This window comes from Actinoplanes sp. NBRC 103695 (genome assembly GCF_030269485.1).
Classification (GTDB): domain Bacteria; phylum Actinomycetota; class Actinomycetes; order Mycobacteriales; family Micromonosporaceae; genus Actinoplanes.
The window spans coordinates 209,442-236,396 of the sequence record NZ_BSTL01000010.1 but is presented as its reverse complement, the minus strand read 5'-3'; the positions used below and the strand labels follow the sequence as shown (position 1 = coordinate 236,396).

Sequence of the window (26,955 nt, the reverse complement as noted above, 5' to 3'; positions counted from 1 at the left end):
CGGACACGATGTGCGTTGACCGTGTACCGGTCAGTGACTGAATACCCCGCGAACGTTCCCGTCCGAACTCTTCGCGAGGTGCTATCGTGGCCGAGGTCCATCACTTCACGTACGGAGTCTTCAATCCGATCGCCGCCTTCCTGCTGGCGTTCCTCGGCTCCTTCCTCGGCCTGGTGTGCACCGGGCGTGCCCGCTCCGCCCGCACCCGTAGCCGTCGCAACCGCTGGCTGATGATCGCCGCGTTCTCGATCGGCGGCGCCGCCATCTGGCTGATGCACTTCACCGCGATGCTCGGCTTCGACGTGCCGGCCAGCCCGGTGCGTTTCGACGTCGCACTGACCATGGTCAGCCTCGGTCTGTGCGTCCTCACCGTCGGCGTCGGCCTGATGGTTGTCGGGCACGGCCGGCGCAGCTTCGGCAAGACCGCGGTGGCCGGCGTGCTCACCGGCGCCGGGATCGTCGCCATGCACTACACCGGGATGGCCGGGCTGCACGTCTCCGGCGACCTGTCGTTCCGGATGCCGCTCGTGGTGGCGTCCGCGATCATCGCCGTCGTCGCGGCGACCGCGGCGCTCTGGTTCACCCAGTTGGTCAAGGGCTGGGTGCCGATCACCGGCGCCGCCGTGGTCATGGCGATCGCGGTGTGCGGCATGCACTACACCGCGATGGCGGCGACGACCGTGAAGCTGACGCCGGTCCCGCCCGAAGGGATCAGCGGGATCCGGCCGCTGCTGATGATCGTCCCGATCACCGTGGTCACCGCGGCGACCATCCTGGCGATGGCCCTGAGCGCGCTGCAGGCGATGACCGAGGAGGTCTTCACCGACGGCGCCGGGACGCCGAAGCGGGGCGTGCACGCCGAGAACCCGTGGTCGCTCAAGCAGGCCTCGGCCCTCGCGATGCGCCGCTCCCGCCCCAGCCCGTCCCCGCGCCCGATCCCCACCCGCCCCGCGCCCACCTCGAAGCCTCCCGTCGAGGCAGCGACCACGGCCACTTCCTGACTGAGCAGGACGGCTCCGCTTCGCTCCGCAGGCAATCGGCGCGACGGAGTCCCGTGGCCGCTCCAGTTCCTGTATATGTGATCGGCATGGCGCCACGGATGTTGATGTCTATGCCGTTGCATGCGATCACCGAGGTGTACGGCGAGGCGGGGCTCCGCGATCGCTTCGGGCTGGAAGTCGACAGCTTCCCCGAGGGCGAGCGGGAAACGCTGGTCCGGGCGCTGGACCTGGCCGCCGAGCTGCACGCCGAGGACCGGCGGGTGCGCGAGCCCTACCTGAACCATCTGCTGCGGGTGGCGATCCGGATCATCCGGTACTACGGGATCCGGGACGTGGACGTGATCACCGCGGCGCTGCTGCACGACGCGGTCGAGGACCATCCGGCCGAGCTCTCCGGGCAGCCCGCCGACCTCGGCCACGCGGCACTCACCGACGCCGCGGTGGCCGAGCTGGCGCGGCGCTTCAACCCCCGCGTCTCCGAGCTGGTCCGGTCGGTGACCAACCCGGAGTACGACCCGGCACGCGACCGGGACGAGCAGTACCGGATGCACGTGACGGACAGCCTGGACCGCGACCCGTGGGCGCGGGTGATCAAGGTGTCCGACTTCACCGACAACGGCGTCGGCGTGGTGCACACCACGCCGGCCAAGGCCGAACGGTCGGCGCGCAAGTACCGTCCGCTCGTACCCAAGCTGAGAGAGCTCGTAGGACGGCCCGACACCCCTCTCTCCATGGCCGCGCGAGACCACATCCTGGATCAATTGGACCTCGCCGAGGAACGCTTCGCCGCGATTCTGGATGACTAGCCGGATAGCGTGGGTCCATGCCTGACACCACGCGCCTCTGGTGGCACGACGCCGTCATCTACCAGGTCTATCCACGGTCGTTCGCCGACTCCGACGGGGACGGCATGGGCGACCTGCCCGGCATCACCGCACACCTCGCCGACCTCCGTGACCTCGGCGTCGACGCGGTCTGGCTGTCGCCGTTCTACCCGAGCCCGCAGCACGACGCCGGCTACGACGTGGCCGACTACCGCGACGTCGACCCGCTCTTCGGCACGCTCGGCGACGCGGACAAGATGATCGCCGAGGCGCACGCGCTGAGCCTGCGGGTGATCGTCGACCTGGTGCCCAACCACACCTCCAGCGAGCACGTCTGGTTCCGGGCGGCGCTGGCCGCGGCGCCGGGCAGCCCGGAGCGGCAGCGGTACATCTTCCGCGACGGCCGCGGACCCGGCGGTGACGAGCCGCCGAACGGCTGGCGCAGCACCTTCGGCGGGCCGGCCTGGACCCGGGTCAGCGAGCCGGACGGCACCCCCGGCCAGTGGTACCTGCACCTGTTCGACGTCACCCAGCCCGACCTCGACTGGGACAACCCCGAGGTGCGCGCCGAGTTCCTCGACGTCCTGCGGTTCTGGCTGGACCGCGGCGTCGACGGCTTCCGGGTGGACGTGGCGCACGGGCTGGTCAAGGACCGCGACCTGGCCGACTGGGACTACCCGGACGCCGGGCCGTGGTCGGTGCCGCCGGAGGACAACCGGCCGCCGATGTGGGACCAGGAGGGCGTCCACGACATCTACCGGCAGTGGCGGACGGTGCTGGATTCGTACGGCCCGGACCGGATCCTGGTCGCCGAGGCCTGGGTGCAGCCGATCTCCCGGCTCACCCGGTACGTCCGGCCGGACGAGATGCACCAGGCCTTCAACTTCCCGTACCTGTTCGCCGGGTGGACGGCCGCCGACCAGCGCAAGGTGATCACCCAGTCGCTGGCCGACAACGCCACCGTCGGCGCGATCACCACCTGGGTGCTGTCCAACCACGACGTGCTGCGGCACAGCACCCGGCTGGGCTACCGGGAACGGCTGCGCAAACTGAGCGGCATCGGCGTCGGCGACCCGCAGCCGGACGTCGCGCTCGGTCTGCGCCGGGCCCGCGCGGCCACCCTGCAGATGCTGGCGCTGCCCGGGTCGGCGTACCTCTACCAGGGCGAGGAGCTGGGGCTGCCGGAGCACACCGAGATGCCGGACGAGGCGCGGCAGGACCCGACGTGGTTCCGGTCCGAGGGCGTCGAGCGGGGCCGGGACGGCTGCCGGGTGCCGATCCCGTGGGAGGCCGACGCGCCGTCGTACGGGTTCGGGCCGTCCGACAACAGCTGGCTGCCGCAGCCGGCGGTGTGGGCGGAGTACGCCCGCGACCGGCAGAACGGCGTGCCCGGGTCGACGCTGGAGCTCTACCGTTCGGCGCTGCGTCTGCGCCGGTCGCATTCCCTCGGCACCGGCACGCTGACCTGGGAAGATGCCGCGCTTTCCTTCCGGAACGGCGACGTGCGGGTGCTGACCAACTTCGACGAGAGCCCGGTCGCGCTACCGGTCGGGGCGAGTGTCCTGGTGAGCAGCGAGCCCCTGGACGCCGACGGCCGGGTTCCCACCGACGTCACCGTCTGGTTCACCACCTGACGCCTCTGGCGCTGAACGGTCTGACGAGAGGGCGGACGCGCGCGCGGCCAGCAACGCCTCGTGCGTGTCCGCCATGTCCTTGGCGACGGTGCGGCTGGCCATCCAGTACATGATGCCGGTCGGCACGAAGAAGAACTGGAACGCGGCCAGCCCGACGGCGTAGTTCAGTGGTGGCGGGAACGCGCCGGCCAGGCCGCGGAAGGCGACACCGACCAGGGCGTTCCCGCCGGCCCGGCCGAATCCGTTGACCAGGTTGCCGAGGCTGTAGACGGTGCCACGGTGCTCGGGCGGGTTCACGTCGCCGATCATCGCGAACCAGTTCGGCGAGTTGGCCGAGGTCAGGGCCAGGGCGAAGATCGCGGTGGCGAGACAGGCGGCCACCGTGGGCTCGGTGAAGACGTTCTTCAGCACCGCCGGGATGATCTCCCCGGAACCGGCGCCGTCCGGCACGTTGATCTTCATGGGTACGAAGAACAGCACCACATAGAACGGCACGGCGGCGAGGATGCCCACGGCCGACACCAGCGCCCGCCCGCGCGGGGTGCGCCGCTGCAGCCGGTCGCCGGCCAGGCCGCCCAGGATGGACAGCGCCCCGCCGGCCTGGAAGATCGTCGCGAAGATGCTGCCCACCAGCACGGCCGTACTCGCGGTGTAGCCCTGGTCCTCGGCCCGGGCCCGGAACAGCACCGGCAGCCACACCAGCGACCCGAACGCCACCTGCGCGGAGAAACCCTGCAGGATCAACCACACATTGGTACGCCGGCGCAGGATCACCGGCAGGTGGTCGTGGTGGATCCGCTCGTCGTAGTCGATGCCGGCCAGTTCCGGCTGGCTCTCCCCCCGCGGCACGTTGTAGGTGAACAGGTACGCCACACCGGCGACCACCCCGGCCGCCGCGGTGGCGAAGAACGGTTTGCGCCAGTCGTCGTGGCCGAGCAGCCCGCCCACCATCGTCCCGGCGATCGTGCCGACACCCTGCGACAGCCCCCAGAAGCTCATCACCAGGCCGCGACGCTTCGGCGAGATCAGGTCGCTGACCACGGCGAAGCTCACCGAGGCCACCGCGCCCAGCCCGAACGCGGCCAGCACCTGCGAACCGAGGAACGACGGGTAGCTGCCGGACAGCCCGGACCAGACGGTGCCGGCCACCCAGACGACGGTGCCGATGAGCAGCACCGGCTTGCGGTCGGTGCGGTCCCCGACGTACGCGAAGCCGATCGCCGCCACCGCACTGACCAGGAACATCACCGTGGTGGCCAGCGCGATGCGGCCCTCGCCGACGCCGAAATCCTGGCCGATGAAGCCGTAGAGCGGCGGCACCAGCCCGATGGCCACGTTGTCCAGCGACGCGAGGATCACAAACACGATCACGCTGTACGCGCGATGCGTCGTCCCACCTCGCAAGGTCACGGGAAGAGGTTAGCTGTCTCTCCGGTCGATCACCGCGTCGCGTGCGGCCGCATACTGCTCGCGGATCAGCGGGACGCTTGTGTCCTCGTACACCTCGGGGGTCTCCGCGGACCACGAAGGAGGCGTCGCCCCACCGGCGACGACCCACGCGGCCTGGCGTGCCGCGCCGTCCGCGACGTATTCGCCGGGCGGCGGCACCAGGACCGGCAGGCCGAACAGGGCGGGGGCGATCCGGCGTACCGCGGCACTGCGCGCACCACCGCCGACCAACACGATCCGGTTGGCCGTCGAGCCGTTGGCCTCCAGCGCGTTCAGTCCGTCGGCGAGCGCGCAGAGCATGCCCTCGACGGCGGCCCGGGCCAGGTGCGCCGGGTCGGAGGTACGCAGCGTGAGGCCGTGGATCGCGCCGGTGGCCAGCGGCCGGTTCGGCGTGCGCTCGCCCTCCAGGTAAGGGATCAGCACCAGCCCGTCGGCGCCGGCCGGGGCGGAGAGCGCGAGGCGGGACAGCTCGTCGTGGTCGACGCCGAGCAGCTTGGCCGCCGCGTCCAGCACGCGGGCGGCGTTCAGCGTGACCACGATCGGCAGGAAGCGGCCGGTGCAGTCGGCGAACCCGGCCACCGTGCCGCTCGGGTCGTTCGGCGCGACGTCGCTGGAGACGAAGACCGTGCCGGACGTGCCGATCGAGATCACCACGTCGCCCGGCTGGGCGCCGGCGCCGAGGCCGGCCGCCGCGTTGTCCCCGGCGCCCGGGCCGAGCGGCGCACCGTTGGGCAGATGCCCGGCGATGCCCGTCGGGCCGAGCACCTCGGGCGTCTTGATCTGCCGGCCGAAACCCAGTTCGAGCAGGTCAGGGCGATAGGCGTTGTGTACGGCAGACCAGTAGAGCGTGCCGCTGGCGTCGCTGCGGTCGGTGCGCAGGGTGTCCAGGCCGGTCGCCCCGCTCAGCTTCCAGGTGAGCCAGTCGTGCGGCAGGCACACGGCCGCGACCTTCTTGGCATTCTCCGGCTCGTTGCGGGCCAGCCAGCGCAGCTTGGTGAGCGTGAAGCTGGCGACCGGGACGATGCCGACGGCGTCGACCCACTCCTGGGGGCCGCCCAGTTCCTTGATCAGGTCGGACGCCGCCCCGGCGCTGCGGGTGTCGTTCCACAGCAGCGCCGGGCGGACCACCTCGCCGTTCTCGTCGAGCACCACCATGCCGTGCTGCTGGCCGGCGACCGAGGCGGCGGCGACATCGTCGAGCCCGCCGGCCTCCTCGATGGCCTGTTGCAGCGCGGTCCACCAGGCCTCCGGATGCACCTCGGTGCCGTCCGGATGATTCGCGCGCCCTTGCCGGACCAGTTTCCCGGTCTCGGCATCGCGGATCACGACCTTGCAGGATTGGGTGGAGGAATCGATCCCGGCGACAAGGCTCATGACTTCATCTTTCCAGGTGGGATGCGCCCGCGCTGCGGCCGTCGATGTTGGGGGTGCCGGTTTTTGGGCGGGCGCTCTTCCCCGTCCGAAAAGCGGTGCCCCTGACATCGGCATCAAGGGCCGCAGCGCCCGCCGAGCGGAGCGAGGCCATCCAGCTCAGCTTGCCCTGACGACGTGGTCGATCGCCAGCTGATGCAACTTCACGAATCCGTATCCCTGGGCTCCGGCGGCGTCCGCGTCGAAGTCCTCCCACGCGCTGCGGTCGTTCAGCAGGTCGGCGTACGTCTCGCCCGGGTTGAGGGTCGGGGTGGAGAGATCCTTGACCTTGCTGTACGCCAAGGCCTCCTGCACCGCCGGGTCCGCCCGGAACTCGGCCGCCCGCTCCTTGAGCAGCAGGTACATCCGCATGTTGGCGGCCGCCGAGTCCCACACGCCCTCGAAGTCCTCGGTACGGGACGGCTTGTAGTCGAAGTGGCGCGGGCCGTCGTAGCCCCGGCCGCCGCCCCAGCTGCCGTTCTCCAGCAGGTCGACCAGCGAGAACGCGTTGAGCAGGTCGCCGTGGCCGAACACCAGGTCCTGGTCGAACTTGGGGCCGTGCTGGCCATTGAGGTCGATGTGGAACAGCTTGTCGTGCCACAGCGCCTGGGCGATGGCGTGCGTGTAGTTGAGGTTGGACATCTGCTCGTGCCCGACCTCGGGGTTGATGCCGAACAGCTCGGGCCGCTCCAGCTCCTGGGTGAAGGCGATGGCGTGGCCGGCGGTGGGCAGCAGGATGTCGCCGCGGGGCTCGTTCGGCTTGGGCTCGATGGCGAACCGGAGGCCGTAGTTCTTGTCCTCGGAGTACTGCGCGAGCAGGTTCAGGCCCTCGCGGTAGCGGTCCAGGGCGGCGTAGATGTCCTTGGCCACGTCGTACTCGGAGCCCTCACGGCCGCCCCACAGCACGAAGGTCTTGGCGCCCAGCTCGGCGGCGAGGTCGACCTGGCGGAGGATCTTGCGCAGCGCGTACCGCCGGACCGAGCGGTCGTTGCTGGTGAACGCGCCGTCCTTGAACAGCGGGTGGGTGAAGGTGTTGGTGGTCACCATCGGGACGATGATGCCGGTCTCCTCCAGGGCCTTCTTGAAGCCGGCGATGATGCCGTCCCGGGTGGCGGCGTCCGAGCCGAACGGGACCAGGTCGTCGTCGTGGAACGTGATGCCGTACGCGCCGAGCTCGGCGAGCTTGTGCACCGCCTCGATCGGGTCGAGCTCGGGACGGGACGCGTCACCGAAGGCGTCGCGGGCCTGCCATCCGATCGTCCACAGGCCGAATGAGAACTTGTCCTCGCGGGTGGGCTGGAGCGACACGGTGTTACCTCCACGCAACAGGGATGATTTGTTCAATGGTTGAATTATTTGAGCGGGGTGTGGCAATGTCAAGGGGTGACCGCACGCATCCAGGCCTCCTCATCGGTCCCCGTGCGACAGTCGAGCGTCCGCGCCCATAATCTCGCGCTCGTCCTGCAAACGGTCGCGACCAGCGAAAATCCGATCTCCCGGGCCTTCACCGCAGCGGCGACCGGGCTCACCCGGGCCACCGTCTCCGCGCTCGTCGACGACCTCATCGCCGGTGGGCTGCTCGTCGAACGCGACCCGGCGCCCCGCTCCGGCGCGGGGCGGCCCGCGGCGGGTCTCGCGCTCGCCCCCGACGGCGCCTACGGGCTCGGTCTGGAGATCAACGTCGACTACCTGGCCGCCTGCGTGGTCGACCTGAGCGGGCAGGTCCGGCACCGGGTCGTCACGTACGCCGACCAGCGGCTCGGCTCCTGGGAGACGGCGCTGACCCGGCTCGCCGAGCTCGCCGCCTTCCCCGGCGCCTCCGGAGCCGCCCTGGCCGTGCCGGGACTGGTCTCGGCCGACGGGATCGTCCGGGTCGCACCCAACCTGGGCTGGCAGAACATCGACGCCGCGACCGTGCTGAGCGAGGCCCTCGGGATGCCGGTCGCGGTGGACAACGAGGCCAACCTGGCCGCGCTCAGCGAGCTTCGCGCGGCCGGTGGCCGGCCGACCTTCGGCTACGTCTCCGGCGAGATCGGCATCGGCGCCGGCCTGGTGCTGGACGGCGCGCTCTATCGAGGGGTACGCGGGTGGAGCGGTGAAATCGGCCACCTGCCGGTGCATCCGGACGGGCGGGCCTGCCGGTGCGGGGCACGGGGCTGCCTGGAGCAGTACGCCGGCCAGGAGGCGCTCCTCCGCGCGGCCGGCGTCGCGGCCCTGGCCGACCTGCCGGACGACGCCGACCTGGGCGAGGCGGGCGCCGCCCTGGGCATCGCGCTCGCCGGAGTGGTGAACCTGCTCGACCTGGACACCATCGTGCTCGGCGGGATCTACGGGCCGCTACTCCCCCGGCTCCTGCCCGGGATCGAGCGGGAGCTGCGGCAGCGGGTGCTGACCTTCGACCTGGCGCCGATCACGCTGCGGGCGGCGGCCCTGGGCGCGGACGCGGCGATGCGCGGCGCTGCGGAGTCGGTGATCCGCTCGGTCCTCGACGACCCGGCGGCATTCCTCGGCCGAGCCTGAGCTCTCTTCCAGGCTCCGTCGTTTCAGGCCGCGCTGTTTCAGGCCGCGTTGTTCAGCCCGCGTTGTTCAGCCCGCGTTGTCTCAGGCTGTGCTGTTCCGGCCGCGCCGTCTCAGGCTGTGCGGACGGCCGCGTCGGCCGGCTGACCGGTCGCCGCGTGGGCGAACTCGGTGAGGCCCCGGACCAGCGCCGCCCGGCCCGCCGGCGACATCCGGTCGAGCACCGCGCCCAGCATCGCCAGCCGGGACGCCCGCAACTCCTCGAGCAACTGCCGGGAGTAGGGCGTCAGGAACAGCGCGATCTCCCGCCGGTCGACCCGGCCGGGCACCCGCTCGACCAGCCCGGCCGCCACCAGCCGGTCGCACAGCCGGCTCGCCGAGGACAGGATCATGCGCAGCCGGCCGGCCAGCGTACGCAAATTGATGCCCTCGTCCTTCCCCACGACGATCAGGGCACTGAGCTGAGCGGCGGACAACCGCGGGGTGCTCCCCTCGCGGGCGGACTCCCACGTGGCCAGCAACGCTTGCGCGGCGTCGTCAAGGGCCGCGGCGCGCATCGGGTCCGGTCCGACCGGCCCATGGTGTTCGCCCATCGTCCCGCTGACACTACCCGTACGCTGCTCCCAGCCGAAGGGGGAGAACCGGTGTCCACGAGAAGTGTGTCCGTCCGGCGCGCTCTGACCGATGCCCCGGCCGACCGCGTCGTCGAGGCGATGCGGGACGCGATGCGGGCGGCGTACGCGATCGAGGACACCGACCTGCTGCTCGTCGACTACCGCCTCGCCGCGCTGCTGCCCCTGTCCGAGGGCGCCGCGGTGACCCGGCCCGGCGATCCGGCCTGGCGCTGCTTCGACCACCAGAGCGGCGTGCTCGCCGACACCGTCCTCTATCTACCCGTCACGGTGCGCGGCGAACGGATCGGCGTGTTGCGCTGCCGTCCCGCCCCGGCGTCCGAGGAGGACCAGGCCGAGCTCACCGAGCTGGCCACGGTGCTGGGCCACGAGCTGCAGTCCGCGACCGTCGGCACTGACCGCTACACGATGGCGGCACGGACCCAGCGGCTGACGCTGGCCGCCGAGATGCAGTGGGAGCTGCTGCCCGGGCGCTGCCGGGACGAGCCGTCGTTCCGCCTGGCCGGGCAGCTCGAGCCGTCGTACGAGGTGCACGGCGACAGCTTCGACTGGGCCGAGCGCGACGGCCGGCTGTCGCTGGCGGTGCTGAACGGCATGGGCGCGGGCATGACCGCGACGCTGCTCACATCGCTGGCGACGTACGCCCTGCGCAACGCCCGCCGGGCCGGCCTGTCGCTGGCCGACCAGGCCGCCCTCGCCGACCAGGCGGTCTTCGCCCAGCACACGGGCGACCGGCACGTCGAGGCCCTGCTGCTCGAGCTGGACCTGGCCGAGGGCCTGCTGACGGTGGTGGACGCCGGCTCGCCGCGCCTGATGCTGCTGCGCGACGGCGAGGCACAAACCCACCAGCTCGAGGCGCAGTTCCCGCTCGGCATGTTCGAGTCCAGCGAGTACCACGCCGAGAAGCTCCAGCTCCGGCGTGGCGACCGCCTGCTCGTCCTCAGCGACGGGGTGACCGGCGCGGCCTCCTACGGCGAGGTGCCGCTGAGCCGATTCCTGCGCCGGGTGGGCCCGATGGCGCCGCTCGAGGCGGTGCGGTCGCTGATCGGCGACCTGCGCACCCACCTCGGCGACGCCGACCTGGACGACGACGCCGTGGCCGTCGTCCTCGACTGGACTGGTTGAGGGGTTCCGAGGCAAGCACCGCCACGGGACTGCGTCCCGAGGTCGGCCCGTCGTTGAGATGGCCCGCGGTCTTCTGACGCCCGTCGCTCTTTGCGGGCGTCAGAAGACCGCGGGTCATCTCAACTGCATCAGGGGGCCGACCGCCCCGCGAAGCGAAGCGGAGCCATTTAACCGTTGGCGCCGTTACGGCTGGAGATGGCCTCCAGGAAGATGTCGCTGATCTTCGCCGGGTCGGGGGCGATGAAGACACCGCCGGCGCTGGTCGCGCTGGTGATCGTCTCCAGCTCCTTGCGGTCGACGCCCGGACCGATGCCGATGATCACCATGCGGACCGGACGCTTCGGGTCGTTGGCCCTCTTGAGCTCGGCGACCAGCCGGTCCTTGCCGATCGAGTTCGGGTTGTCGTCCTTGCCGTCGGTGAACAGCAGTACCGAGTTGATCCGGCCGTCCACCCAGTCGTTCTGGACTTCCTTGTACGCCGCCAGGGCGGTGTCGTAGAGGCCGGTGTCGCCGCCGTCCTTCGGGACGATCTGCGCCGTCGCCGCGTTCAACTCGTTACGGGACGAGGTGAGCGGGCTGATCGGCACGACCTCCCGCCACGGGCGTTTCCCGACGAGTTCGGTGGAGAACACCCACACGCCGACCGACCAGTTGTCGTCGAACAGCGCCAGGCCACCCTGCGCGGCCCGCTGCGTCACCTGTGCCCGGGTCAGGTTGCCGGCGGTCGGCACCTTTTCCTTCATCGAGCCGGAGATGTCGAAGACGGCCAGGGCCCGGCCCGGCAGCGTGATCGCGGACCAGCTGCCCAGCGCCTGGCTGATCGCGCCGGCGTCGACGCCACCCGCGGCGGCGGCCCCGCCCTTGTTCGGGTCGGCCGGCGGCGCCGAGGCGGCCTTGGTGGCGGCGGGCGCGCCCACCGGGGCGCTGAAGCCGTCGCCGACCGTGCCGTCGGGGCCACGCAGGCCGGCCTTGGCGAGCAGGTTCTTGAAGTTGGCGGAGTTCAGCGCCTGGCGCAGCCCGGTGGCCGCGGCCTGCCGCTGCAGGTCGACCTCCGGCATGATCGCGTACGGGTAGTCCAGGCCGGGCGGTGCCGGGTCCAGGTAGAGCGCGGCCAGTTGGACGGCCGGCTGCTCCGCGTTGAACGCGATCACGTCCTCCTCGGACAGCGGCGCGGCGCTCAGCGAACCGGCGAGGTCCGCGGGGCCAGCCGAGCGCGGGAAGTTCTGCAGCAGGTCGTCACGCAGCGCGGAGCTGCCCAGTGCCAGCGCGCGGAGCGCACCCACCTTGGCCTGCTGCGACTTGGCGCCCGTGCCGGCCGAGGCGCCCAGCGCCAGCAGCCCGGTGAGGCCGGCCGCGTCCCGGTTCGGGTCGACGGTGCCGACCTTGATGTTGTTGTCCTTCAACACCTTGTCGAGCAGGTCTTTCCAGCCCAGCTTCTTGTTCGGCCAGCCGAAGGTCTCCGCGATCGGGGTGGGCATGGCCACCACGACGGGACTCTGGGCGACAGGTGTGCCGTCGGCCGGCGCGAAGCCGGACGCCTCCTTCTTGAGGCGCAGCAGCCAGGTCCGCGAGTCGGAGACCCAGACGTCCGGAACGGTGACCGACTGCGGGGCGTTGCCCAGCCCGTTGATCTGGACGCCGTGCTCGCGGGCGATCGCGGCGGCCATCGTCGCCGGGTTGACCCCGGAGACATTGACGGCGACGCAAGTCCCGTTGACGTTCGCGCCGTCGGTCACCCACTGCTGGGCAGCCGACTCGATCGCACCGGCGATCTCCGGTGCGGCGGCGACATTGAGAGGGACCTGACCAGTACAGCCCTTATCGGTGAGCTGCTGGTAACCGAGGTACGAACCCGTGAGGACGACGATGATCGCCATCGCGGCTCCGATGACGCCGGCACCCCTGAGATTGAAATTTCGACGATGGCGGCCTGACACGGGCTCCATACTGCGCATAGGAGAGACCGAATGCCATACACGTTCGGACGAAAGTTACTCACATCGAAAATTAGCGTCACGTTTTCGACGCACCGTGAGATGACAGTGGCATTCCGTTAGTGAGTTTGCCGATTGGGAAAGATTAGGCCGGAAGCCAGCGGAGCAAACACGTCGGGCTCGATTCGGCCACCGGAGCGCCCTGTGGGTGCGGTAGTCCACTTTGCGGGTCGATGCGAAAGATCGTAACGGCATGTGACCGTTCGTTGGCTACGTAGAGATGGTCGCCGGCCACCGTCAGGTGCCTCGGCCACACCCCGCCGGTCGGCACCTCGCCCACCCGGGTCGCCCGTTCGCCGTCCCAGGCGAAGATCGCGACCGTGTCCGGGCCGCGGTTGGCGAGGTAGACGAACCGGCCGTCCGGGCCACCGGTGACCTCCGACGGGAACGCCTCACCCGGGATGGTGGTCGCGGGGGTGGCGCCGGCCCGTTCCAGGCCGCCCGCGCCCGGCCGGTGCCAGCTCAGCTCCGCGGACAGCTCACCGGCGACCAGGACGGCGCCGTCAGGCGTACGCAGAAGGTGCCGGGGCCCGAAGCCGGGCCGGGTGACGATCGCCGGCGCAAGATCGAGCAGGCGGCCGCTCAGGGGGTCCAGGCGAGCCCGCCAGACCCGGTCCGAGCCCAGATCGGCGATCAGTACGTGCCCGGTGTCGTCCGGGGCGACCATGTGCGCGTGCGGGCCCTTCTGCCGGTCCGGGTCCGGGCCCTCGCCGAACAGATCGAGCAGATCCGTACGCTCCCCCGGCCGGCCCTCGGCGTCGACGGGATGCACCGACACGCTGCCGCTGGAGTAGTTGGCGGCCAGCAGGTGCCGTCCGTCCGGCGTGACCGCCACATGGCACGGGTGCACGCCGCCGGTACGCACCACCGCGTCCAGCTTCAGCGACCCGTCCGGGCCGACGCGGAACGCCGAGACCGTGCCGACGTCCAGCTCGTTAGCGGCGTACAGCATCGGCACCACCGGGTGCCGGGCCAGGAAGGACGGCGACGGCGTGCGCGCGGCCAGGCCCAGCCGGGACAGGTCCCCGGTGGCCGGGTCGCGGCTCAGCAGCGCGATGCCCTCGCCCTCGCCGCCGCTCTCACCGGTGTAACTGCCGACGTACACGAACTCCCGGGATGCGGTCACGGCAGTGACCCTAGCGTCGGCCGGCCCCGGCGAGCTGACGACGGGCGACGTACTCGACGAGCTCGATCAGGACATTGCGGGCGGACGTGGCATCCCGGGCGTCGCACAGCACCACCGGCACGCCCGGGTCCAGGTCGAGCGCGTTCGACACCGCCTCCGGCGTGAACCGGGGATCCCTCTCGAAGCAGTTCACCGCCACCACGAACGGAGTGCCGCGCTGCTCGAAGTAGTCGATCGACGGGAAGCACTCGGCCAGCCGCCGGGTGTCGGCCAGCACCACCGCGCCCAGCGCGCCCTGCGACAGCTCGTCCCAGAGGAACCAGAACCTGTCCTGTCCCGGCGTGCCGAAGAGGTAGAGCAGCAGGCCCTCGGTGATCGTGATGCGACCGAAGTCCATCGTCACCGTCGTGGTGGTCTTGCCCTCCACCAGCGCGGTGTCGTCGGGGTGGTCGCCGCCGGAGAGAACCTCCTCGGTCTGCAACGGCCGGATCTCGCTCACCGACGACACCATCGTCGTCTTACCCGCGCCGAACCCCCCGGCGATCAGGATCTTGAGCGCGACCGGAACGCGCGAGCCGTCAGAGCGCTCGGAGACCATGGACAACCGCCTTGAGGACGTCGACGTCTGGCGGCTGCTCGGCCGCCGGAGGCTCGGACATGGAGATCAGACCCGCCGAGCGTAGATCACCCAGCAGGACTCGTACGACACCGATCGACAGGTCGAGCCGGGATGCCAGCTCAACGACCGTGATCGATTCCCAGCACGCCGTGATGATGGCGTGGTGCTCGGGCTGGAGGTGCACGCCGGGCGCGACCTCGGTGGCACCGGTCGCGGCGACGAACGCGACCAGGTCGAACTCCGTCGCGGACGGCGCCACCCGGCCCTGAGTGACCGCGTACGGGCGCACCACCGGACCGGCGTCCTGATCGAGCCAGTCGTGTGGGGCGCGCAACGGGTCAGCCGGCATCGTGGCCCGTCAGCGGCGACCGCTGGGGCGCCTGCATGAACTCACCGACCCGGGTGACCAGCATCGCCATCTCGTACGCCAGCACGCCCAGGTCGGTCTCGCTGCCGGCCAGCACGGCCAGGCACGCGCCCTGCCCGGCGGCGGTGACGACGAGGAAGGCGCTGTCCATCTCGACGACCGTCTGGCGCACCGGCCCGGCCCGGAAGTGCCGGCTGGCACCCTTGGCGAGGCTCTGGAACCCGGCCGCCATCGCGGACAGGTGCTCGGCCGCGTCCCGGGGCATGCCTGTCGACGAGCCCATCATCAGGCCGTCCGCGGACAGGACGACGGCCTGCATCGCCGGCGGCACGCGCTCCAGGAGCTCATCGAGGAGCCAGGTGAGGTTCGCGGTCTGTTTCGCTTGTGCCACTAGGTGTCCTTCTCGTCGCGTACCACCGGGAGATTGACGGTAGCCGCTTCATCCAAAGCGTTGTCGAGGGCGGGTGGGCGGGGTTCCGGGTCGATGCCGGAGGCGGCCTGGCGGCCACGTGTGCTCCCGCGCTGAAGGGCGGACATCATGCTGCGGACCTGCTCCGGCGACCGGGTCGGGACGGTGTCGGCCTCGTCCTCCGGTGCGGCCTCGCGCAGCTGCGGCGCGAGGCTGGCCTGGCGGACCCGCTTGGGCAACCCCTCCTTCGTGGTGTCCGCGGCCGGTTCCGCGGCGGCCTGGCGCGGCTTGCGACGGCGCTTCACGAGTCCTTCCGGCGAGAGCCCGTCGGGTGTCGAACTGGTGAAGGCCGGTCCGGGCGACGAGACGGGCGCGGAGGCGCTGCGCTGCCGCGGCACCACCGGCGGCGGAGTCTGCAGGGGCACCACCGGCGGCGGAGATTGCAGGGGCACCGGCTGGGTGGCGTCGGCGTCCTGCCATTGCAGGGAGGCGGCCGGGTGCTCCCACGCCGCGTCGCCCGCGGCCGGCACCGGCGGGAGAATCGAGCCGGGATGGGCGGGCTCGACCGTGATCAGCTCGGCCGGGATGAGGACCACGGCGGTGATGCCCGAGTACGCGGACGGCCGCAGGGACACCTTCACGCCGTGCCGGTGGGCGAGCCGAGCCACCACGAACAGGCCCAGCCGGGCGCTGTCCGAGGGGTCGAAGTCCGGCGGCTCGATCATCTTGCGGTTGGCGTCGTCCAGCGACTCCTGCGACATGCCCAGGCCGCGGTCCTCGATCTCCAGGGCGTACCCGTTGGGGAGCAGGTTGCCGGTGACCTGGACCCGGGTCTGCGGCGGCGAGAACGACGCGGCGTTCTCCAGCAGCTCGGCCAGCAGGTGGATGACGTCGCCGACGGCCCGGCCGACCACCGCGGACCCGGCGACCGTGGTGATGTCGACCCGCTTGTAGTCCTCGACCTCGCTGATCGCGCCGCGGATCACGTCGATCACCGGCACCGGCTGACGCCAGCCCCGGCCGGGCACCGCGCCGGTCAGGATGACCAGGTCCTCGGCGTGCCGGCGCATCCGGGTGGCCAGGTGGTCGACGCGGTAGAGGTCCTCGAGCTCGTCCGGCTCGGTCTCCCGCCGCTCCATCCGGTCGAGCAGCGCGAGCTGGCGGTGCAGCAGCGTCTGGCTGCGTCGCGCGATGTTCAGGAAGACTTCATTCAGACCCTTGCGTACGGCGGCCTCGTCGACCGCCGACTGCACGGCCGTAGTCTGCACCTCGTTGAACGCCCGGCCGAGCTGGCCGATCTCGTCTCGCCCGTACTGCAGCGGCGGGGTCTCGATGCCGACGTCCACCGGCTCGCCGCGCTGCAACCGGCGCACCACCGAGGGCAGCCGCTCGCCGGCCAGCTCCAGCGCTTCCTTGCGCAGCCCTCCGAGGCGGCCGACGATCGACCGGCCGACCCGCACCGACACGATGAGCGAGATGATCAGCGCGCCCAGGCCGAGCAGGCCGGCCACACCCAGCCGGATCAGCACCTTGACGGCCACCGGGGTGGAGCGTTCGGCCAGCGCCTGGGTGGCGTTGATCTCGAAGGCCCGCAGCTGCTGCGCGCCGGAGTCGTAGGCCGGTTTCCAGGTCGCCTCGCCGACCGGCGGCTTCGCGTCCGGGCGGGCCTGGCCGAGCAGCGTGGCCTGCATCTGTTCCAGCGCTGCCCAGGACGGCGAGTTGCTCAGCTGCTGGTAGGTGGTGCGGTCGGTGGACGGCAGGTCGGCGATGCCCTCGGCGAGCAGGAAACGCGACGTGACGATGGCCTGGACCAGGTCGTCGCGGACCGCGGCCTGGAAGGTGCCCGCGGTGTTGCCGGCGGCGAGCAGGGCGTCGGCCCGGCTCAGATGCTCCTGACCGCGGCCGATCGTGGTGAGCGCCCGGATCTGCCGGTCGACCACCTCGTCGCCGAACGCCGCGAGCGCCGAGAACATCTGGAAGCCGCTGTCGACCATCTCGTTGAAGAGGCCCTGGGCGCCGACGACGTCGACCTCGCGGCGGTCGATGTGGGCACGGTTGGCGCGCAGACCGTCCAGGTCGGTGAAAACCTGGGCGATTCGCGTACGCAGGGTGTCGCTCGCCGCGCCCTCGGCGTCCTCGCTGCTCGCCGAGCGCCGGAAGTCGGCCGCCGCCCGGTCGGTGGCCGACCGTTGCGCGGCCAGCCCAGCCGGGACCTGGGTGTCCTTGCCGGCCAGATGGACCACCGAGAGCCGGCGTTCCCGCTGCAGCTCACCGACGAGCACCTCGCCGGGGCGGCCCACCGTGTCCAGCAGCGTCTGCGCGGACAGCAGGTTGAAGGCCGGCCCCACGGTGAGCACCGTCGCGAAGACCCACAGCGCCAGCAGCGCCGTGAGCGGCACCGCCACCAGGGCGATGATCTTCGAACGGATCGACCAGTACCGGGATTTCATCTAGCTCCGCCCGACGGGTACGGCTGTGCACCTTCGGCAGAGAATACGAAATCGACGAAGGTCGAGGAACCCGTCGCCTGCCCGGTTCTTACGGTTTGTCCTGACGCACGGCGTGATCTGTCCGGATGCACCGCGCTATTGGCATGAACCCGACAGTAGTCCGTCACCCGTCCGAAGTGGCTGGTCAACGGTCTGTGACCGAAATCGGTCCGAGGGATCGGCGGGTAGGCGGGCACCGGACCATCCGAACACTCCCTTCTGGAACCAGTCAAGACAAGCCGGTCGGGCGAGGGGGATTGACGACCACCGCTCAGTGGGAATAGCTACCGGCGAAGAAGGAGGAGCCCATGTCCGGTGGACAAGTCATCGTCCTCGTCATCGTCCTGCTCGTGCTGGCCGTGGTCGCGGTCCTGGCGGTACGCGCGACACGACGCCGCAAGCTGCAGAGCACCTTCGGCCCCGAGTACGACCGCGTCGTCGCCGACACGGGCAACCGTGCCGACGCCGAGAAGGAACTGCAGGAGCGCCAGAAGCGCCACGCCGAGCTGGAGCTCAAGGAGCTGAGCCCGGAGGCGTCGGCCCGCTACCGCTCGTCCTGGGAAGAGGTCCAGATCCAGTTCGTGGACAGCCCCGGCGAGGCCGTGTCCACCGCCGACGAGCTGGTCACCCGCCTGGTCGCCGACCGCGGCTACCCGACCGCCGACTACGACGACCAGCTCGCGAACCTCTCCGTCGAGCACGCGCGCACGCTGAGCCACTACCGCGACGCCCACGAGATCAGCACTCGCAGCCGCAACGGCGAGGCGAGCACCGAGGACCTGCGCCAGGCGCTGGTGCACTACCGGGCGCTGTTCGCCGACCTGCTGGGCGAGGAGCCGGTGCAGCCGGCCGCCACCAAGACCGTCAACAACAGCGACGTCACGGGCCCGCGCCCGGACGCCACCAGCCGCTGAGGAGCACGGAGATGCGTTTCTTCACGAACGAGAACAAGGACGAGGACGTCAAGGACCGGGACGGCGACGCCACCGACTCGTCGGACACGGTCGCCCTGCCGCATCAGCGTGGCAACTCGCCGTGGTCATCCACGCCGGACACGGACGCCTCCGGCATCCACCGCCGCGACGACGACCCGCCGATCGAGGACCCGACGCCCCCGGACCACGCGGTCGCCGACACCTCCCCTGACGCCGTGCCCTCCGACACCACCCACGCCGACACCACCCGTTTCGACGCCACCGACTCCGACACGACCCACGCCGACCCGACCGGCTCCGACCCGACCGGCTCGGACACGACCCACGCCGACGCCGACCGCTCCGAGGCGACCGGGACCGCCGCGGTGCCGGACGTACCGGCCGCCCGGGCCCTCGACGACGACACGGTGACCACCGACGGCAAGGACGCGACGCTGCGGGACGACGGCGGCTTCGATGACCCCGAGGTGGGCGATGACCCCAAGGTGGCCGACGAGCCGGACAAGACGGATGGCACGGCTCTCAAGGACGACGGCGGCTTCGACGACCCCAAGGCCGTCGACCCGGTCACCGACGCGCCCCTGAAGGACCACGACGACACCAGGGACCACGACACGACGGACGACACCCCGGTCGTCGCCGCGCCGGCCATCGACGCCCAGACCGTCGACGAGGCCGAGGCGGTCAACGACACCAAGCCCGGCGAGATCGACTCCCCCGAGGTCACGACGATCTTCAACGGCGACGACGCCAAGGCGTTCCAGGACCGCTGGCGGGACGTGCAGCTGCGTTTCGTGGACAGCCCCAAGGAGGCCACCGCCGAGGCGGCGGCACTGGTCGACGACGCGGTCGAGAAGCTGACCGCCAGCCTGCGCAGCCAGAAGGAGGGCTTCGGCGGCGAGAGCACCGAGGACACCGAGAAACTGCGGGTCGAGCTCCGCGGCTACCGCGACCTCTTCAACCGGATCATCGGCCTCTGAGCCGGAACACCCGCGCCGATGGCTGACAGGAACTGTCAGTCATCGGCGTTATCGTCGGGCCATGCGCGCCGGCCGCCTGCTCTCCCTCCTGCTGCTCCTGCAGACCAGGGGACGGATGACCGCGCAGGCGCTGGCCGAGGAGCTCGAGGTGTCGGTGCGGACCGTCTACCGCGACGTCGACTCGCTGAGCGCGTCCGGGGTGCCGGTCTACGCCGACCGCGGTCCCGCCGGTGGCTACCAGCTGCTCGACGGCTACCGGACCCGGCTCACCGGGATGACCGGCGAGGAGGCGGCCACGCTGGTGCTGGCCGGGATGCCCGGCACGGCGGCCGAGCTCGGGCTCGGGTCGGTGCTGGCCGCGGCGGAGCTCAAGCTGCGTGCGGCCCTGCCGGGTGGGCTGGCGGGGCGTGCTGACGGCGTACGCGAAAGGTTTCATCTCGACGCGCCCGGCTGGTTCCGGGCCGACGAGCCGGTGCCCCACCTGGCCGTACTGGCCGGGGCGGTCTGGGACGCGCGGATGGTGGCCGTGCGTTACCGCCGGTGGCGAGCGCCGCGCGAGGTGAGCCGGACGCTGTCGCCGCTGGGCGTGGTGCTCAAGGCCGGCCGGTGGTACCTGGTGGCGGCCCGCGCGGACAGCGACGTGGCGGCCCGCCCGGACGGCGACGTGACGGCCCGCGCGGACGGCGACCGGATCACCGCCTACCGGGTGGCGAGCGTGCTCGACGCAGAGGTGCTGGACGCTCCCGCCTTCCGGCCGGAGGGCTTCGACCTGGCCGCGTTCTGGCACGACTGGACCGAGCGCTACGAGCGCAGCGTCTACACCGATACGGCCACTGTGCGGATGACCACCGAGGCCCTGCGCATGATGGCGTTCGTCTTCCCGCCCGAGATGTCCCGGGTGGCCCGCGACCGGGCCGGCGAGCCGGACGACTCGGGCCGCGTGATCACCGAGGTGCCCATCGAGTCGATCAGACACGGGCACATCGAGCTGCTGAAACTGGGTGCGGACGCCGAGGTGCTGGCGCCGCCCGAGCTCCGCGACCGGTTCGCCGGAACCGCCCGCGGGCTGGCCGAGCACTACCTGGCCTCGCCCGACCCGCCCGAGCACAATTCGTGAAGGAGATTCGTCGTGACCATGCCCGAAGACATGCTGGCGCACAACGCGAAGCTGATCGAGGAGTTCCGGGCCGACGGCGGCCGCTCGATGGGCGACCGTCCGCTGCTCCTGCTGACCACGGTCGGCCGGCGCACCGGCGAGCGCCGGACCAGCCCGATGATGTACGTCGCCGAGCCCGGCCGCTACCTGGTCATCGCCTCGAACGCGGGCGCGCGGACCGACCCGCTGTGGTACCGCAACCTGCTGGCCGATCCGCATGTCACCGTCGAGATCCCCGAACAGGAATTCCGCGCGCGGGCGACACCGCTGGAGGGCGACGACTACGACCGGACGTGGGCCGGGATCAAGGCCGAGTTCCCGTTCTTCGCCGAGCACCAGGAGAAGGCCGGCGACCGGCACATCCCGGTGGTCGCGCTGACCAAGGCCGACTAGCCCTCGGTGGGGCCGGCGGCCGGTTCCGTGGTGTCCTCGGCGGGCGCGGTCGTGTCCTCTTCCTCGGGCGGCGCGGTGGTCTCGTCGTCCTCGGTCGGCGTCGGAGCCGGCGTCGGGTCGGTGGTCTCCTCCGGCTGCTCGACCGGCTCGGCCGGCTTCTCGGCCTTCGGGTTCCGCTTGGGCTCGGGCTCGGAGGTCATCGGCAGGTACTCGGCCTTGGGCTTCCGCTCCGGCGCCTGCTCGGGCTCCGGGTCCTCGGCCGCCGCGCCGGCGCCGCCGTGCGTGTCACCGGCGCCCGGCTTCTGCTCGCTCTGCACGACCGGCGCCTTGGGCGGCGTCACCGGCACGTCACCGATCTGCACGCCCAGCCACAGCGCGGGCCCCAGCCCGACCGCGACGAGTGCGCCGAAGAGCGCCATCGGTCCCCGTTCCATCGGCGTCCCTCCCGTTGATCGTGTCCGGTGATGTACCCAAGTTTCCGTAGCTGAAGCGCGTTGCCATTGTGACTCGAAGTGACGTTCCGGTTACGCGTTCGTCGGAAGTGTGACCGTCTCTCCATCCATCAACACGGAAGGGACGGCACGAACAGTTCAGCCCGACCCGGGAAATCCCGGATCGGGCTATTGATCAAGCTGATTACCTGGTGCTGGCCAGGTAGGCGACGGCGTTGTCCAGCGCCGCCCAGCCGCCGGGGAGCTCGTCGGAGTCCAGTGCGGCCCGCACGGTCAGCGTGTTCCCGTCACGCAGGCGCAGATCCCACGCCTTCGGGGTGCGGCGGGTCTGGGTCGCGCCGCTGACTTCCGCGTACGGGACGAAGCGCGCTCCCGGTGTCGCGTCGGCGGTGGTCGCCACCTGGGCCAGCCGGCGCTTGGCCGAGCCGTTCTGCGAGCGAGGCAGACCCGGCACCAGCAGCAGGCCGGTGTCGACGATCAGCAGGTCGGTCCGCGATCCGTCGACCACCATGTTGACCAGCCCGCCGACCACCTCGGCGCCGGACCGGCGGTCCCGCTCGGCGCCGGCCGCGGCGGCCGGGTCGATCCGCAGGGCGATCAGCCGGTCCCGGGCGGCGCTCACGGTCGCCTGGTCGGCGGCCAGGGTGGCCACCGCGCCGAGGTCGAGGTGGCCGCCGTCGTCGGCGACCAGTTCGGCCGTGCCCGTCCAGCTGTGCCGCCAGCGCGCCGCCCCGCTGCGCAACGCGGCCAGGGCCAGCAGCAGGGTGATCAGCTCGTTGACGCGGCTCTCGGTCTCGTCCGGCGGCATGTCCGGGAAGACCGTCTCGGCGACCTTGCGCAGCCGGCCGTCGGCGGCCAGGTCCAGCACGTCGGCGGCGGAGGCCACCGGGCTGCCGGCGGCCCGGGTCAGGGTGCCCAGCGCGGCGTCCGCCTCACGTTCCATCTCGGCCGCGCGGGCCGCGCCGAAGAACTCGTCCCAGCCCACGATGGTCCGGCCGCGTGGCGGGAAGGCGACGGCCTGCAGTGCCCGGCCCAGCCCCGGCAGGTCGGGCACCAGCTCGACCTCGGCGGCGATCAGCGCGGCGCCGGTCGGCTCCACGTCGACCAGCGAGCCCGCGCCGGGCGGCAGAGCGGGTCCGGGCAGTGGCGTCCACCCGGGCAGCGACGAAACCGGCACTTCACCGCCGGCTGGAACCGACCCCGCGCCGCCCGCTCCGGCACCGCCCGTTCCCGCGCCGCCCGTTCCCGCGCCGCCCAGGGCCGTCCCCACGCCGCCTGCGAACGCGTCGGCGTCGTTCTGGCTTGCCGTCGCGGCGCCCGCGAACGTCTCCGCCCCGCCGGCATCGCCCACGACCGGTGAGACCGGAACCTCGGCGCCCGGCGCCGCCGCCTGCCGCGGGATCGGGGTGGCCAGTGCGGTCACCGCGAACAGCCGCTCGGTGCGCGGCGGGTGGGTGTCCCACTCGTCCGCCGCGTGCGGGTCCTGGCGGCGCAGCACGGTCAGCTCGTCGGCCCGGGCGGCCAGCATCCGCAGGAACCCGCCGAACACGTCGTCCGGCGCGTGCCCGGTGCGCCAGCCCGGCGCCACGTACTCGGTGTAGAAGACCCGCTGCAGCGTCTCCATCGCCGGCGCGTCGCGCAGCATCGCCACCGTCGCCGCGGCCCCCGCGAACTCGGCCGCGACCCGGTCCGCCGACAGCTCCTGCGCCTGGCTGACCGGCTGGTCCCGCTGCCGGTAGACCTTCGCGTACGCCCGCAGCACCGGCCCCGCCGCGTTGCGCCGGGAGATCCGCGGGATGATCCGCGCGACCGCCCGCCGCCCCCGATAGGCGAGCGGCGACCACCGGCTCAGCCGCGGCGAGCCGTGCGCCAGCTCGTGCGCGACCGCCGCGCCCAGCACCGCGTTGTCCCAGGCCTGCAGCAGCGGCAGCCCGACGAAGAGGTCACGGGGCCCGCCGACAAGACCAAGCAGATGGGTACGTTCGCTGAACGCGACCGTGGCCTCGGCGACCACGATCACTCGATCCGGGGTCCGGACCTGACCCGCCTGGGCGGCCGCGTCGATCATCGCCCACAGCGGGGGCGCGTCGGCGCGGGTCACCGGCACCCCGGCCGGCTCCACGCGCCGGGTGCGCAGGGCACGCCACGTCGCGTACGCCATGACACCGACCGTGGCGATGCACACCGGAACCCCGAGCCGCAGCACCACTCCCGACGGGAGCAGCGACAGAACCAGCAGCACCGGCACCACGACCAGCAGCAGCTGCGCCGCGGCGACCGCGAGGAACCCGGCCAGCATGGTGGCCGACAGCCACGCCCTGGCGCCGCCCAACGTTCGCTCCCTCCGGTCGGCCCCCATCCCAGCGGAGGCGCGCCCCAGACTAGGCCGCCTTCCCTCCGCCCGGACCGGCCGCATCTCGGTCGCCGGCCTCCGTCCACTCACACGACGTGCGCAAACGAGACGCCGGGCCATCCCGGGAAATTTAAGGAAGATTTCGACCACCTCCCCGTCCGGGTGACCCGATCGTCACCTTCTCCTCAGTCGAGGCCCAGACCGCGGCGCCCGATGTCGGTCAGGTCCTCGGGGCGGAACCGGTCGAGCCAGGTGCGCTCGTAGTGCTCGGCCGGGAAGTCGCTCGGGCTGGATCCGGTCAGGAACGCCTCGCGGACGGAGGCCGAATACTGCTCGTTGCGGGGGCACCACGGCGCCGCCGGGATGTACATGACGTTGCCCCAGCCTTTCTGGCTCTCCACCGGCGCCACGCTGTGGATCATGTCGCAATGCCACCAGACGGAGTCGCCGGCCCGGACGTCCGGGATGCCGGTCAGGGCCGGGAGCAGCGGCGCGTGGTACTTGTCGCCCGCCGGGAACACCTGGTTGACGGTGACGCCGCACATCTCGTCGTCGGCCACGTCGTCGAGCAGTGGGCGCAGCATCAGGTAGGCCATCGCCTCGGGGATCGGCACGGTGTGCAGCACGCCCTGGTCGTGGTCCATGTCGGAGAGGGCCGTCCAGCCCTGGAAGGTGCGGAAGGCGGAACACATGGTGGAGCCCGGGTACTGCGGGCCGGCCGTGCGGTGGGCGGCGTCCCAGGGGTCGTACTGCTCGACGCTGCCGTCGAACAGATGCCGGAACGCCTGCTGGTAGGCCTGGGTCATCCACAGGTCGAGGGTGCCCGGGTCGAGGTGCGTGCCCAGGCCGGCCGAGTCGGCGCCCTCGGGCCGGCGACGGATCCGGTCCGGGTAGAGCGAGTCGCGCTCCGGGTCGAACCACCGCACGCCCTCGGACTCGTGTTTCCACTGGCTGTTGAGGAACGCCTGGACGGTAGCCATGCGCTCGCTCTGCCGGGCCTCCATCTGCGCGGCCGACCAGTAGATCGGGTAGATCTCGGGCTTGGAGCCGACGCTGCCGAAGAAGTCGTCGGCCGGCCCGCGGTAGTTCTCGAAGAAGTGGTTGCCCTCGACGTAGTCGACGATGCTCCGGTCCCAGCCGAGAGCCTGCTCGCGCTCGAAGTGGCCGCGCACGACCAGGCAGCCGCGGCGGCGCAGCAGCGCCACCTGCTCGGCGGAGACGGCGCCGGACGCGATGTCGGCGTACTCGATGACCGGCCACACCTGCTCGCCGCGCGCCCGGGTGGCGGTGATCTCGTCGACGGCGGCCTGGACGCGGCGCTCGACGACGGCGAAGACCTCGTCGACCGAGCGGCCGGACGCGGCGATGCGGGCGCGCAGGGCGGCCTTGACCTCGCGAATCGCGGCGGGCAGGTCAGCCGGCTGCTCCTCCCAGTGCGGGAGGCGGGGAAGCGTGGCGGGGGCGGTCACAGTGGCTCCTCCTTCTAGGAAGTGTTCCTTACTTGGTTCGACGATAGGGTGCCGGGCACCTTCTAGGCAAGGCTCCTGCCTAGAATGGCGGCCATGAACTCCCCGCTGGAGATCGTCCGGGCGCTGACCGACGAGCACGTGCTACGCGCGCTGATGCGCCACCCGCGCCTGACCCGCGCGGAACTCGCCACGGTCGCCAACATCTCCAAGCCGACCGCGGGCGAGAGCGTGCGCCGCCTCGCCGAGGCCGGGCTGGTCGTGGACACCGGCGAGCGCACCCCCGGCGGCCGGGGGCGTGGCCGGGTCGGCTCCTACTACGCCCTCGCCCCCGCGGTGGGCACGGCGCTGGTCGTCGACATCGCCCCCGAAGGCGTCGTGGCCGAGCGCGTCGACGTCTACGGCGAGACAGTCGCCCGCGCGACCGAGCCGGTGAGCAGACCCGCCGAGCCGGCCCAGGTCACCCGAGCCCTGCAGGCAGCCGTGTCGGCCCTGACCGACCGCCCCACGCCGGGCCGCCACGGCACGGCCAGCGGCCACGGCACGGCCAGCGGCCACGGCACGGCGGGCGACCACGATGCGGTCGGCGAGGCGGGCGGGCGCGGCGGGCAGGCGCCACGCCTGGCGGTGGTCAGCGCCGCCGACCCGGTCGACCGGGCCAGCGGGCGGCTCGTGCAGTTGCCCGACTCGCCGTTCCTGGTCGGCGACCTGGACCCGGTCGAGGTTGTCGGCTCCTACGTCACCGGGCCGGTCACCGTCGACAACGACGTCAACTGGGCGGCCCGCGCCGAACGCGACGGCGACCCGGGCCTGCGCGACTTCGCCTACCTCTATCTGGGCGAGGGCCTCGGATGCGCGGTCGTCAGCGACGGCGAGATCCGGCGCGGCCACTCCGGCCTGGCCGGCGAGATCGCCCACCTCGTCACCACCGGCCCCGACGGTTCGGCGACCCACCTCATCGAGGTCTTCCACCGGCTCGGCCTGCGCCGCCCCAACTCCACAGCCATCGACGCGGAGCGCCTGCTCGACACGCTCACCGCTGGCACCGCTGGCACCGCTGGCACCGCTGACACCGCTGGCACCGCGGTCGAGCGCGGAGGCGCCGCGATGGACGACAGTCACGCCATGCGCATCCGGGACGCCGTCGCGACGGCCGTCAGCGGAGTCCTCGCCGCGATCCTGGCCCTCGCCGACCCCTCCGTAATCGTCCTAGGCGGCTCGTGGGGCAGCCACCCCACCATGGCCGAGGCGATCGGCCGAGCCTTCGCGCAGTCGCCGCGTCATGCACCCGTCCGCGCCGCCGCCATCACCGACCGCCCGGCGTTGGCCGGAGCCCGCCAGGCCGCCATCACCGACCTCCGGGCGTCGATCATCGCCGCCGGAGGACCCGATGGGGTGGGGCGCGGAGCGCCCGGAGGGGTGGGGCGCGGAGCGCCCGGAGGGGTGGGGCGCGGAGCGCCCGGAGGGGTGGGGCGCGGAGCGCCCGGAGGGGTGGAGCGCGGAGCGCCCGGAGGGGTGGAGCGCGGAGCGCCCGGAGGGGTGGAGCGCGGAGCGCCCGGAGGGGTGGAGCGCGGAGCGCCCGGAGGGGTGGAGCGCGGAGCGCCCGGAGGGGTGGAGCGCGGAG

The 26,955-nt window shown here is 71.9% G+C and carries 23 protein-coding genes; 10 read left to right on the top strand and 13 right to left on the bottom strand.

The features are described 5' to 3' along the window. Nucleotides 1-86 precede the first annotated feature (86 nt). The 3 genes from QSK31_RS19795 to QSK31_RS19785 all read left to right on the top strand — a co-directional run bounded on the left by QSK31_RS19795 (nucleotide 87) and on the right by QSK31_RS19785 (nucleotide 3,459). Nucleotides 87-1,001 carry an MHYT domain-containing protein gene (locus tag QSK31_RS19795; RefSeq protein ID WP_285685670.1) on the top strand — a complete coding sequence of 305 codons (915 nt, stop codon included), beginning with the start codon at nucleotides 87-89 and terminating at the stop codon, nucleotides 999-1,001. Nucleotides 1,002-1,111: 110 nt separating this feature from the next. Beyond that, nucleotides 1,112-1,807 carry an HD domain-containing protein gene (locus QSK31_RS19790; RefSeq protein WP_285685668.1) on the top strand — a complete coding sequence of 232 codons (696 nt, stop codon included), beginning with the start codon at nucleotides 1,112-1,114 and terminating at the stop codon, nucleotides 1,805-1,807. Between the two features lie 17 nt (nucleotides 1,808-1,824). Next, nucleotides 1,825-3,459, top strand: coding sequence for a glycoside hydrolase family 13 protein (locus QSK31_RS19785; protein ID WP_285685666.1), 1,635 nt, complete (start codon nucleotides 1,825-1,827; stop codon nucleotides 3,457-3,459). On the opposite strand, the gene QSK31_RS19780 is transcribed toward QSK31_RS19785, so the two are convergent. The 3 genes from QSK31_RS19780 to xylA form a co-directional block, all read right to left on the bottom strand. After that, the gene (locus QSK31_RS19780; protein WP_285685664.1) at nucleotides 3,367-4,869 is read right to left on the bottom strand and encodes an MFS transporter; all 1,503 of its coding nucleotides are present in this window, start codon (nucleotides 4,867-4,869) and stop codon (nucleotides 3,367-3,369) included. The two genes, QSK31_RS19785 and QSK31_RS19780, sit on opposite strands and share 93 nt — an antisense overlap. A gap of 9 nt (nucleotides 4,870-4,878) precedes the next feature. After that, complete coding sequence (gene xylB, locus QSK31_RS19775) at nucleotides 4,879-6,282, bottom strand: xylulokinase (RefSeq protein WP_285685663.1); 1,404 nt, start codon at nucleotides 6,280-6,282, stop codon at nucleotides 4,879-4,881. A gap of 156 nt (nucleotides 6,283-6,438) precedes the next feature. Next, complete coding sequence (xylA, locus tag QSK31_RS19770) at nucleotides 6,439-7,626, bottom strand: xylose isomerase (protein ID WP_285685662.1); 1,188 nt, start codon at nucleotides 7,624-7,626, stop codon at nucleotides 6,439-6,441. 75 nt (nucleotides 7,627-7,701) lie between these two features. Here xylA and QSK31_RS19765 point away from each other — a divergent pair, with 75 nt between their 5' ends. Further along, complete coding sequence (locus QSK31_RS19765) at nucleotides 7,702-8,838, top strand: ROK family protein (protein ID WP_285685661.1); 1,137 nt, start codon at nucleotides 7,702-7,704, stop codon at nucleotides 8,836-8,838. Between the two features lie 110 nt (nucleotides 8,839-8,948). Here QSK31_RS19765 and QSK31_RS19760 read toward each other — a convergent pair whose 3' ends face one another. Then, nucleotides 8,949-9,428 (bottom strand): MarR family winged helix-turn-helix transcriptional regulator, encoded by a 480-nt coding sequence (locus QSK31_RS19760; RefSeq protein ID WP_285685659.1) that lies wholly within the window; start codon nucleotides 9,426-9,428, stop codon nucleotides 8,949-8,951. 51 nt (nucleotides 9,429-9,479) lie between these two features. Here QSK31_RS19760 and QSK31_RS19755 point away from each other — a divergent pair, with 51 nt between their 5' ends. Next, nucleotides 9,480-10,592 carry a PP2C family protein-serine/threonine phosphatase gene (locus tag QSK31_RS19755; protein WP_285685658.1) on the top strand — a complete coding sequence of 371 codons (1,113 nt, stop codon included), beginning with the start codon at nucleotides 9,480-9,482 and terminating at the stop codon, nucleotides 10,590-10,592. A gap of 167 nt (nucleotides 10,593-10,759) precedes the next feature. On the opposite strand, the gene QSK31_RS19750 is transcribed toward QSK31_RS19755, so the two are convergent. The 6 genes from QSK31_RS19750 to QSK31_RS19725 all read right to left on the bottom strand — a co-directional run bounded on the left by QSK31_RS19750 (nucleotide 10,760) and on the right by QSK31_RS19725 (nucleotide 17,557). Then, complete coding sequence (locus tag QSK31_RS19750; RefSeq protein ID WP_285685656.1) at nucleotides 10,760-12,469, bottom strand: VWA domain-containing protein; 1,710 nt, start codon at nucleotides 12,467-12,469, stop codon at nucleotides 10,760-10,762. A gap of 202 nt (nucleotides 12,470-12,671) precedes the next feature. Next, complete coding sequence (locus QSK31_RS19745) at nucleotides 12,672-13,712, bottom strand: lactonase family protein (protein WP_285685654.1); 1,041 nt, start codon at nucleotides 13,710-13,712, stop codon at nucleotides 12,672-12,674. 10 nt (nucleotides 13,713-13,722) lie between these two features. Next, entirely contained in the window at nucleotides 13,723-14,310 is a 588-nt protein-coding gene (locus tag QSK31_RS19740) for a GTP-binding protein (RefSeq protein WP_285685652.1), read from the bottom strand. Next, the gene (locus tag QSK31_RS19735; protein ID WP_285685651.1) at nucleotides 14,291-14,680 is read right to left on the bottom strand and encodes a DUF742 domain-containing protein; all 390 of its coding nucleotides are present in this window, start codon (nucleotides 14,678-14,680) and stop codon (nucleotides 14,291-14,293) included. The genes QSK31_RS19740 and QSK31_RS19735 overlap by 20 nt, the downstream gene beginning before the upstream one ends. Further along, nucleotides 14,670-15,089, bottom strand: a complete 420-nt coding sequence (locus QSK31_RS19730; protein WP_285685649.1) for a roadblock/LC7 domain-containing protein — start codon at nucleotides 15,087-15,089, stop codon at nucleotides 14,670-14,672. Before QSK31_RS19730 ends, QSK31_RS19735 begins: the two co-directional genes overlap by 11 nt. Next, complete coding sequence (locus QSK31_RS19725; RefSeq protein ID WP_285685647.1) at nucleotides 15,089-17,557, bottom strand: sensor histidine kinase; 2,469 nt, start codon at nucleotides 17,555-17,557, stop codon at nucleotides 15,089-15,091. Before QSK31_RS19725 ends, QSK31_RS19730 begins: the two co-directional genes overlap by 1 nt. A gap of 347 nt (nucleotides 17,558-17,904) precedes the next feature. Here QSK31_RS19725 and QSK31_RS19720 point away from each other — a divergent pair, with 347 nt between their 5' ends. From QSK31_RS19720 to QSK31_RS19705, 4 genes are all read left to right on the top strand, one after another. Then, nucleotides 17,905-18,510 carry a hypothetical protein gene (locus QSK31_RS19720; protein WP_285685645.1) on the top strand — a complete coding sequence of 202 codons (606 nt, stop codon included), beginning with the start codon at nucleotides 17,905-17,907 and terminating at the stop codon, nucleotides 18,508-18,510. Between the two features lie 11 nt (nucleotides 18,511-18,521). Next, complete coding sequence (locus QSK31_RS19715) at nucleotides 18,522-19,511, top strand: hypothetical protein (RefSeq protein WP_285685643.1); 990 nt, start codon at nucleotides 18,522-18,524, stop codon at nucleotides 19,509-19,511. Nucleotides 19,512-19,572: 61 nt separating this feature from the next. After that, nucleotides 19,573-20,628 (top strand): helix-turn-helix transcriptional regulator, encoded by a 1,056-nt coding sequence (locus QSK31_RS19710; RefSeq protein ID WP_285685641.1) that lies wholly within the window; start codon nucleotides 19,573-19,575, stop codon nucleotides 20,626-20,628. A gap of 18 nt (nucleotides 20,629-20,646) precedes the next feature. Next, nucleotides 20,647-21,060, top strand: coding sequence for a nitroreductase/quinone reductase family protein (locus tag QSK31_RS19705; RefSeq protein ID WP_285685821.1), 414 nt, complete (start codon nucleotides 20,647-20,649; stop codon nucleotides 21,058-21,060). On the opposite strand, the gene QSK31_RS19700 is transcribed toward QSK31_RS19705, so the two are convergent. The 3 genes from QSK31_RS19700 to QSK31_RS19690 all read right to left on the bottom strand — a co-directional run bounded on the left by QSK31_RS19700 (nucleotide 21,057) and on the right by QSK31_RS19690 (nucleotide 25,334). Beyond that, nucleotides 21,057-21,494, bottom strand: coding sequence for a hypothetical protein (locus QSK31_RS19700; RefSeq protein WP_285685639.1), 438 nt, complete (start codon nucleotides 21,492-21,494; stop codon nucleotides 21,057-21,059). The two genes, QSK31_RS19705 and QSK31_RS19700, sit on opposite strands and share 4 nt — an antisense overlap. 202 nt (nucleotides 21,495-21,696) lie before the next feature. Then, the gene (locus QSK31_RS19695) at nucleotides 21,697-23,844 is read right to left on the bottom strand and encodes a M48 family metallopeptidase (protein WP_285685637.1); all 2,148 of its coding nucleotides are present in this window, start codon (nucleotides 23,842-23,844) and stop codon (nucleotides 21,697-21,699) included. A 206-nt stretch (nucleotides 23,845-24,050) separates the two neighbouring features. After that, nucleotides 24,051-25,334: a DUF1479 domain-containing protein gene (locus QSK31_RS19690; RefSeq protein ID WP_285685635.1), complete on the bottom strand. Its 1,284-nt coding sequence runs from the start codon at nucleotides 25,332-25,334 to the stop codon at nucleotides 24,051-24,053. 93 nt (nucleotides 25,335-25,427) lie between these two features. Here QSK31_RS19690 and QSK31_RS19685 point away from each other — a divergent pair. Further along, nucleotides 25,428-26,955 (top strand): ROK family transcriptional regulator (locus QSK31_RS19685; protein ID WP_285685634.1); only part of this gene is annotated, 1,528 nt, incomplete at its 3' end.

Coding starts and splice junctions, on each gene's coding strand:
- QSK31_RS19720 (WP_285685645.1), top strand. CDS start 17,905: ATGTCCGGTGGACAAGTCATCGTCCTCGTCATCGTCCTGCTCGTGCTG.
- QSK31_RS19785 (WP_285685666.1), top strand. CDS start 1,825: ATGCCTGACACCACGCGCCTCTGGTGGCACGACGCCGTCATCTACCAG.
- QSK31_RS19715 (WP_285685643.1), top strand. CDS start 18,522: ATGCGTTTCTTCACGAACGAGAACAAGGACGAGGACGTCAAGGACCGG.
- QSK31_RS19735 (WP_285685651.1), bottom strand. CDS start 14,680: ATGCCGGCTGACCCGTTGCGCGCCCCACACGACTGGCTCGATCAGGAC.
- QSK31_RS19760 (WP_285685659.1), bottom strand. CDS start 9,428: ATGGGCGAACACCATGGGCCGGTCGGACCGGACCCGATGCGCGCCGCG.
- QSK31_RS19790 (WP_285685668.1), top strand. CDS start 1,112: ATGCCGTTGCATGCGATCACCGAGGTGTACGGCGAGGCGGGGCTCCGC.
- QSK31_RS19725 (WP_285685647.1), bottom strand. CDS start 17,557: ATGAAATCCCGGTACTGGTCGATCCGTTCGAAGATCATCGCCCTGGTG.
- QSK31_RS19740 (WP_285685652.1), bottom strand. CDS start 14,310: ATGGTCTCCGAGCGCTCTGACGGCTCGCGCGTTCCGGTCGCGCTCAAG.
- QSK31_RS19710 (WP_285685641.1), top strand. CDS start 19,573: ATGCGCGCCGGCCGCCTGCTCTCCCTCCTGCTGCTCCTGCAGACCAGG.
- QSK31_RS19700 (WP_285685639.1), bottom strand. CDS start 21,494: ATGGAACGGGGACCGATGGCGCTCTTCGGCGCACTCGTCGCGGTCGGG.
- xylB (WP_285685663.1), bottom strand. CDS start 6,282: ATGAGCCTTGTCGCCGGGATCGATTCCTCCACCCAATCCTGCAAGGTC.
- QSK31_RS19750 (WP_285685656.1), bottom strand. CDS start 12,469: ATGGCGATCATCGTCGTCCTCACGGGTTCGTACCTCGGTTACCAGCAG.
- QSK31_RS19705 (WP_285685821.1), top strand. CDS start 20,647: ATGCCCGAAGACATGCTGGCGCACAACGCGAAGCTGATCGAGGAGTTC.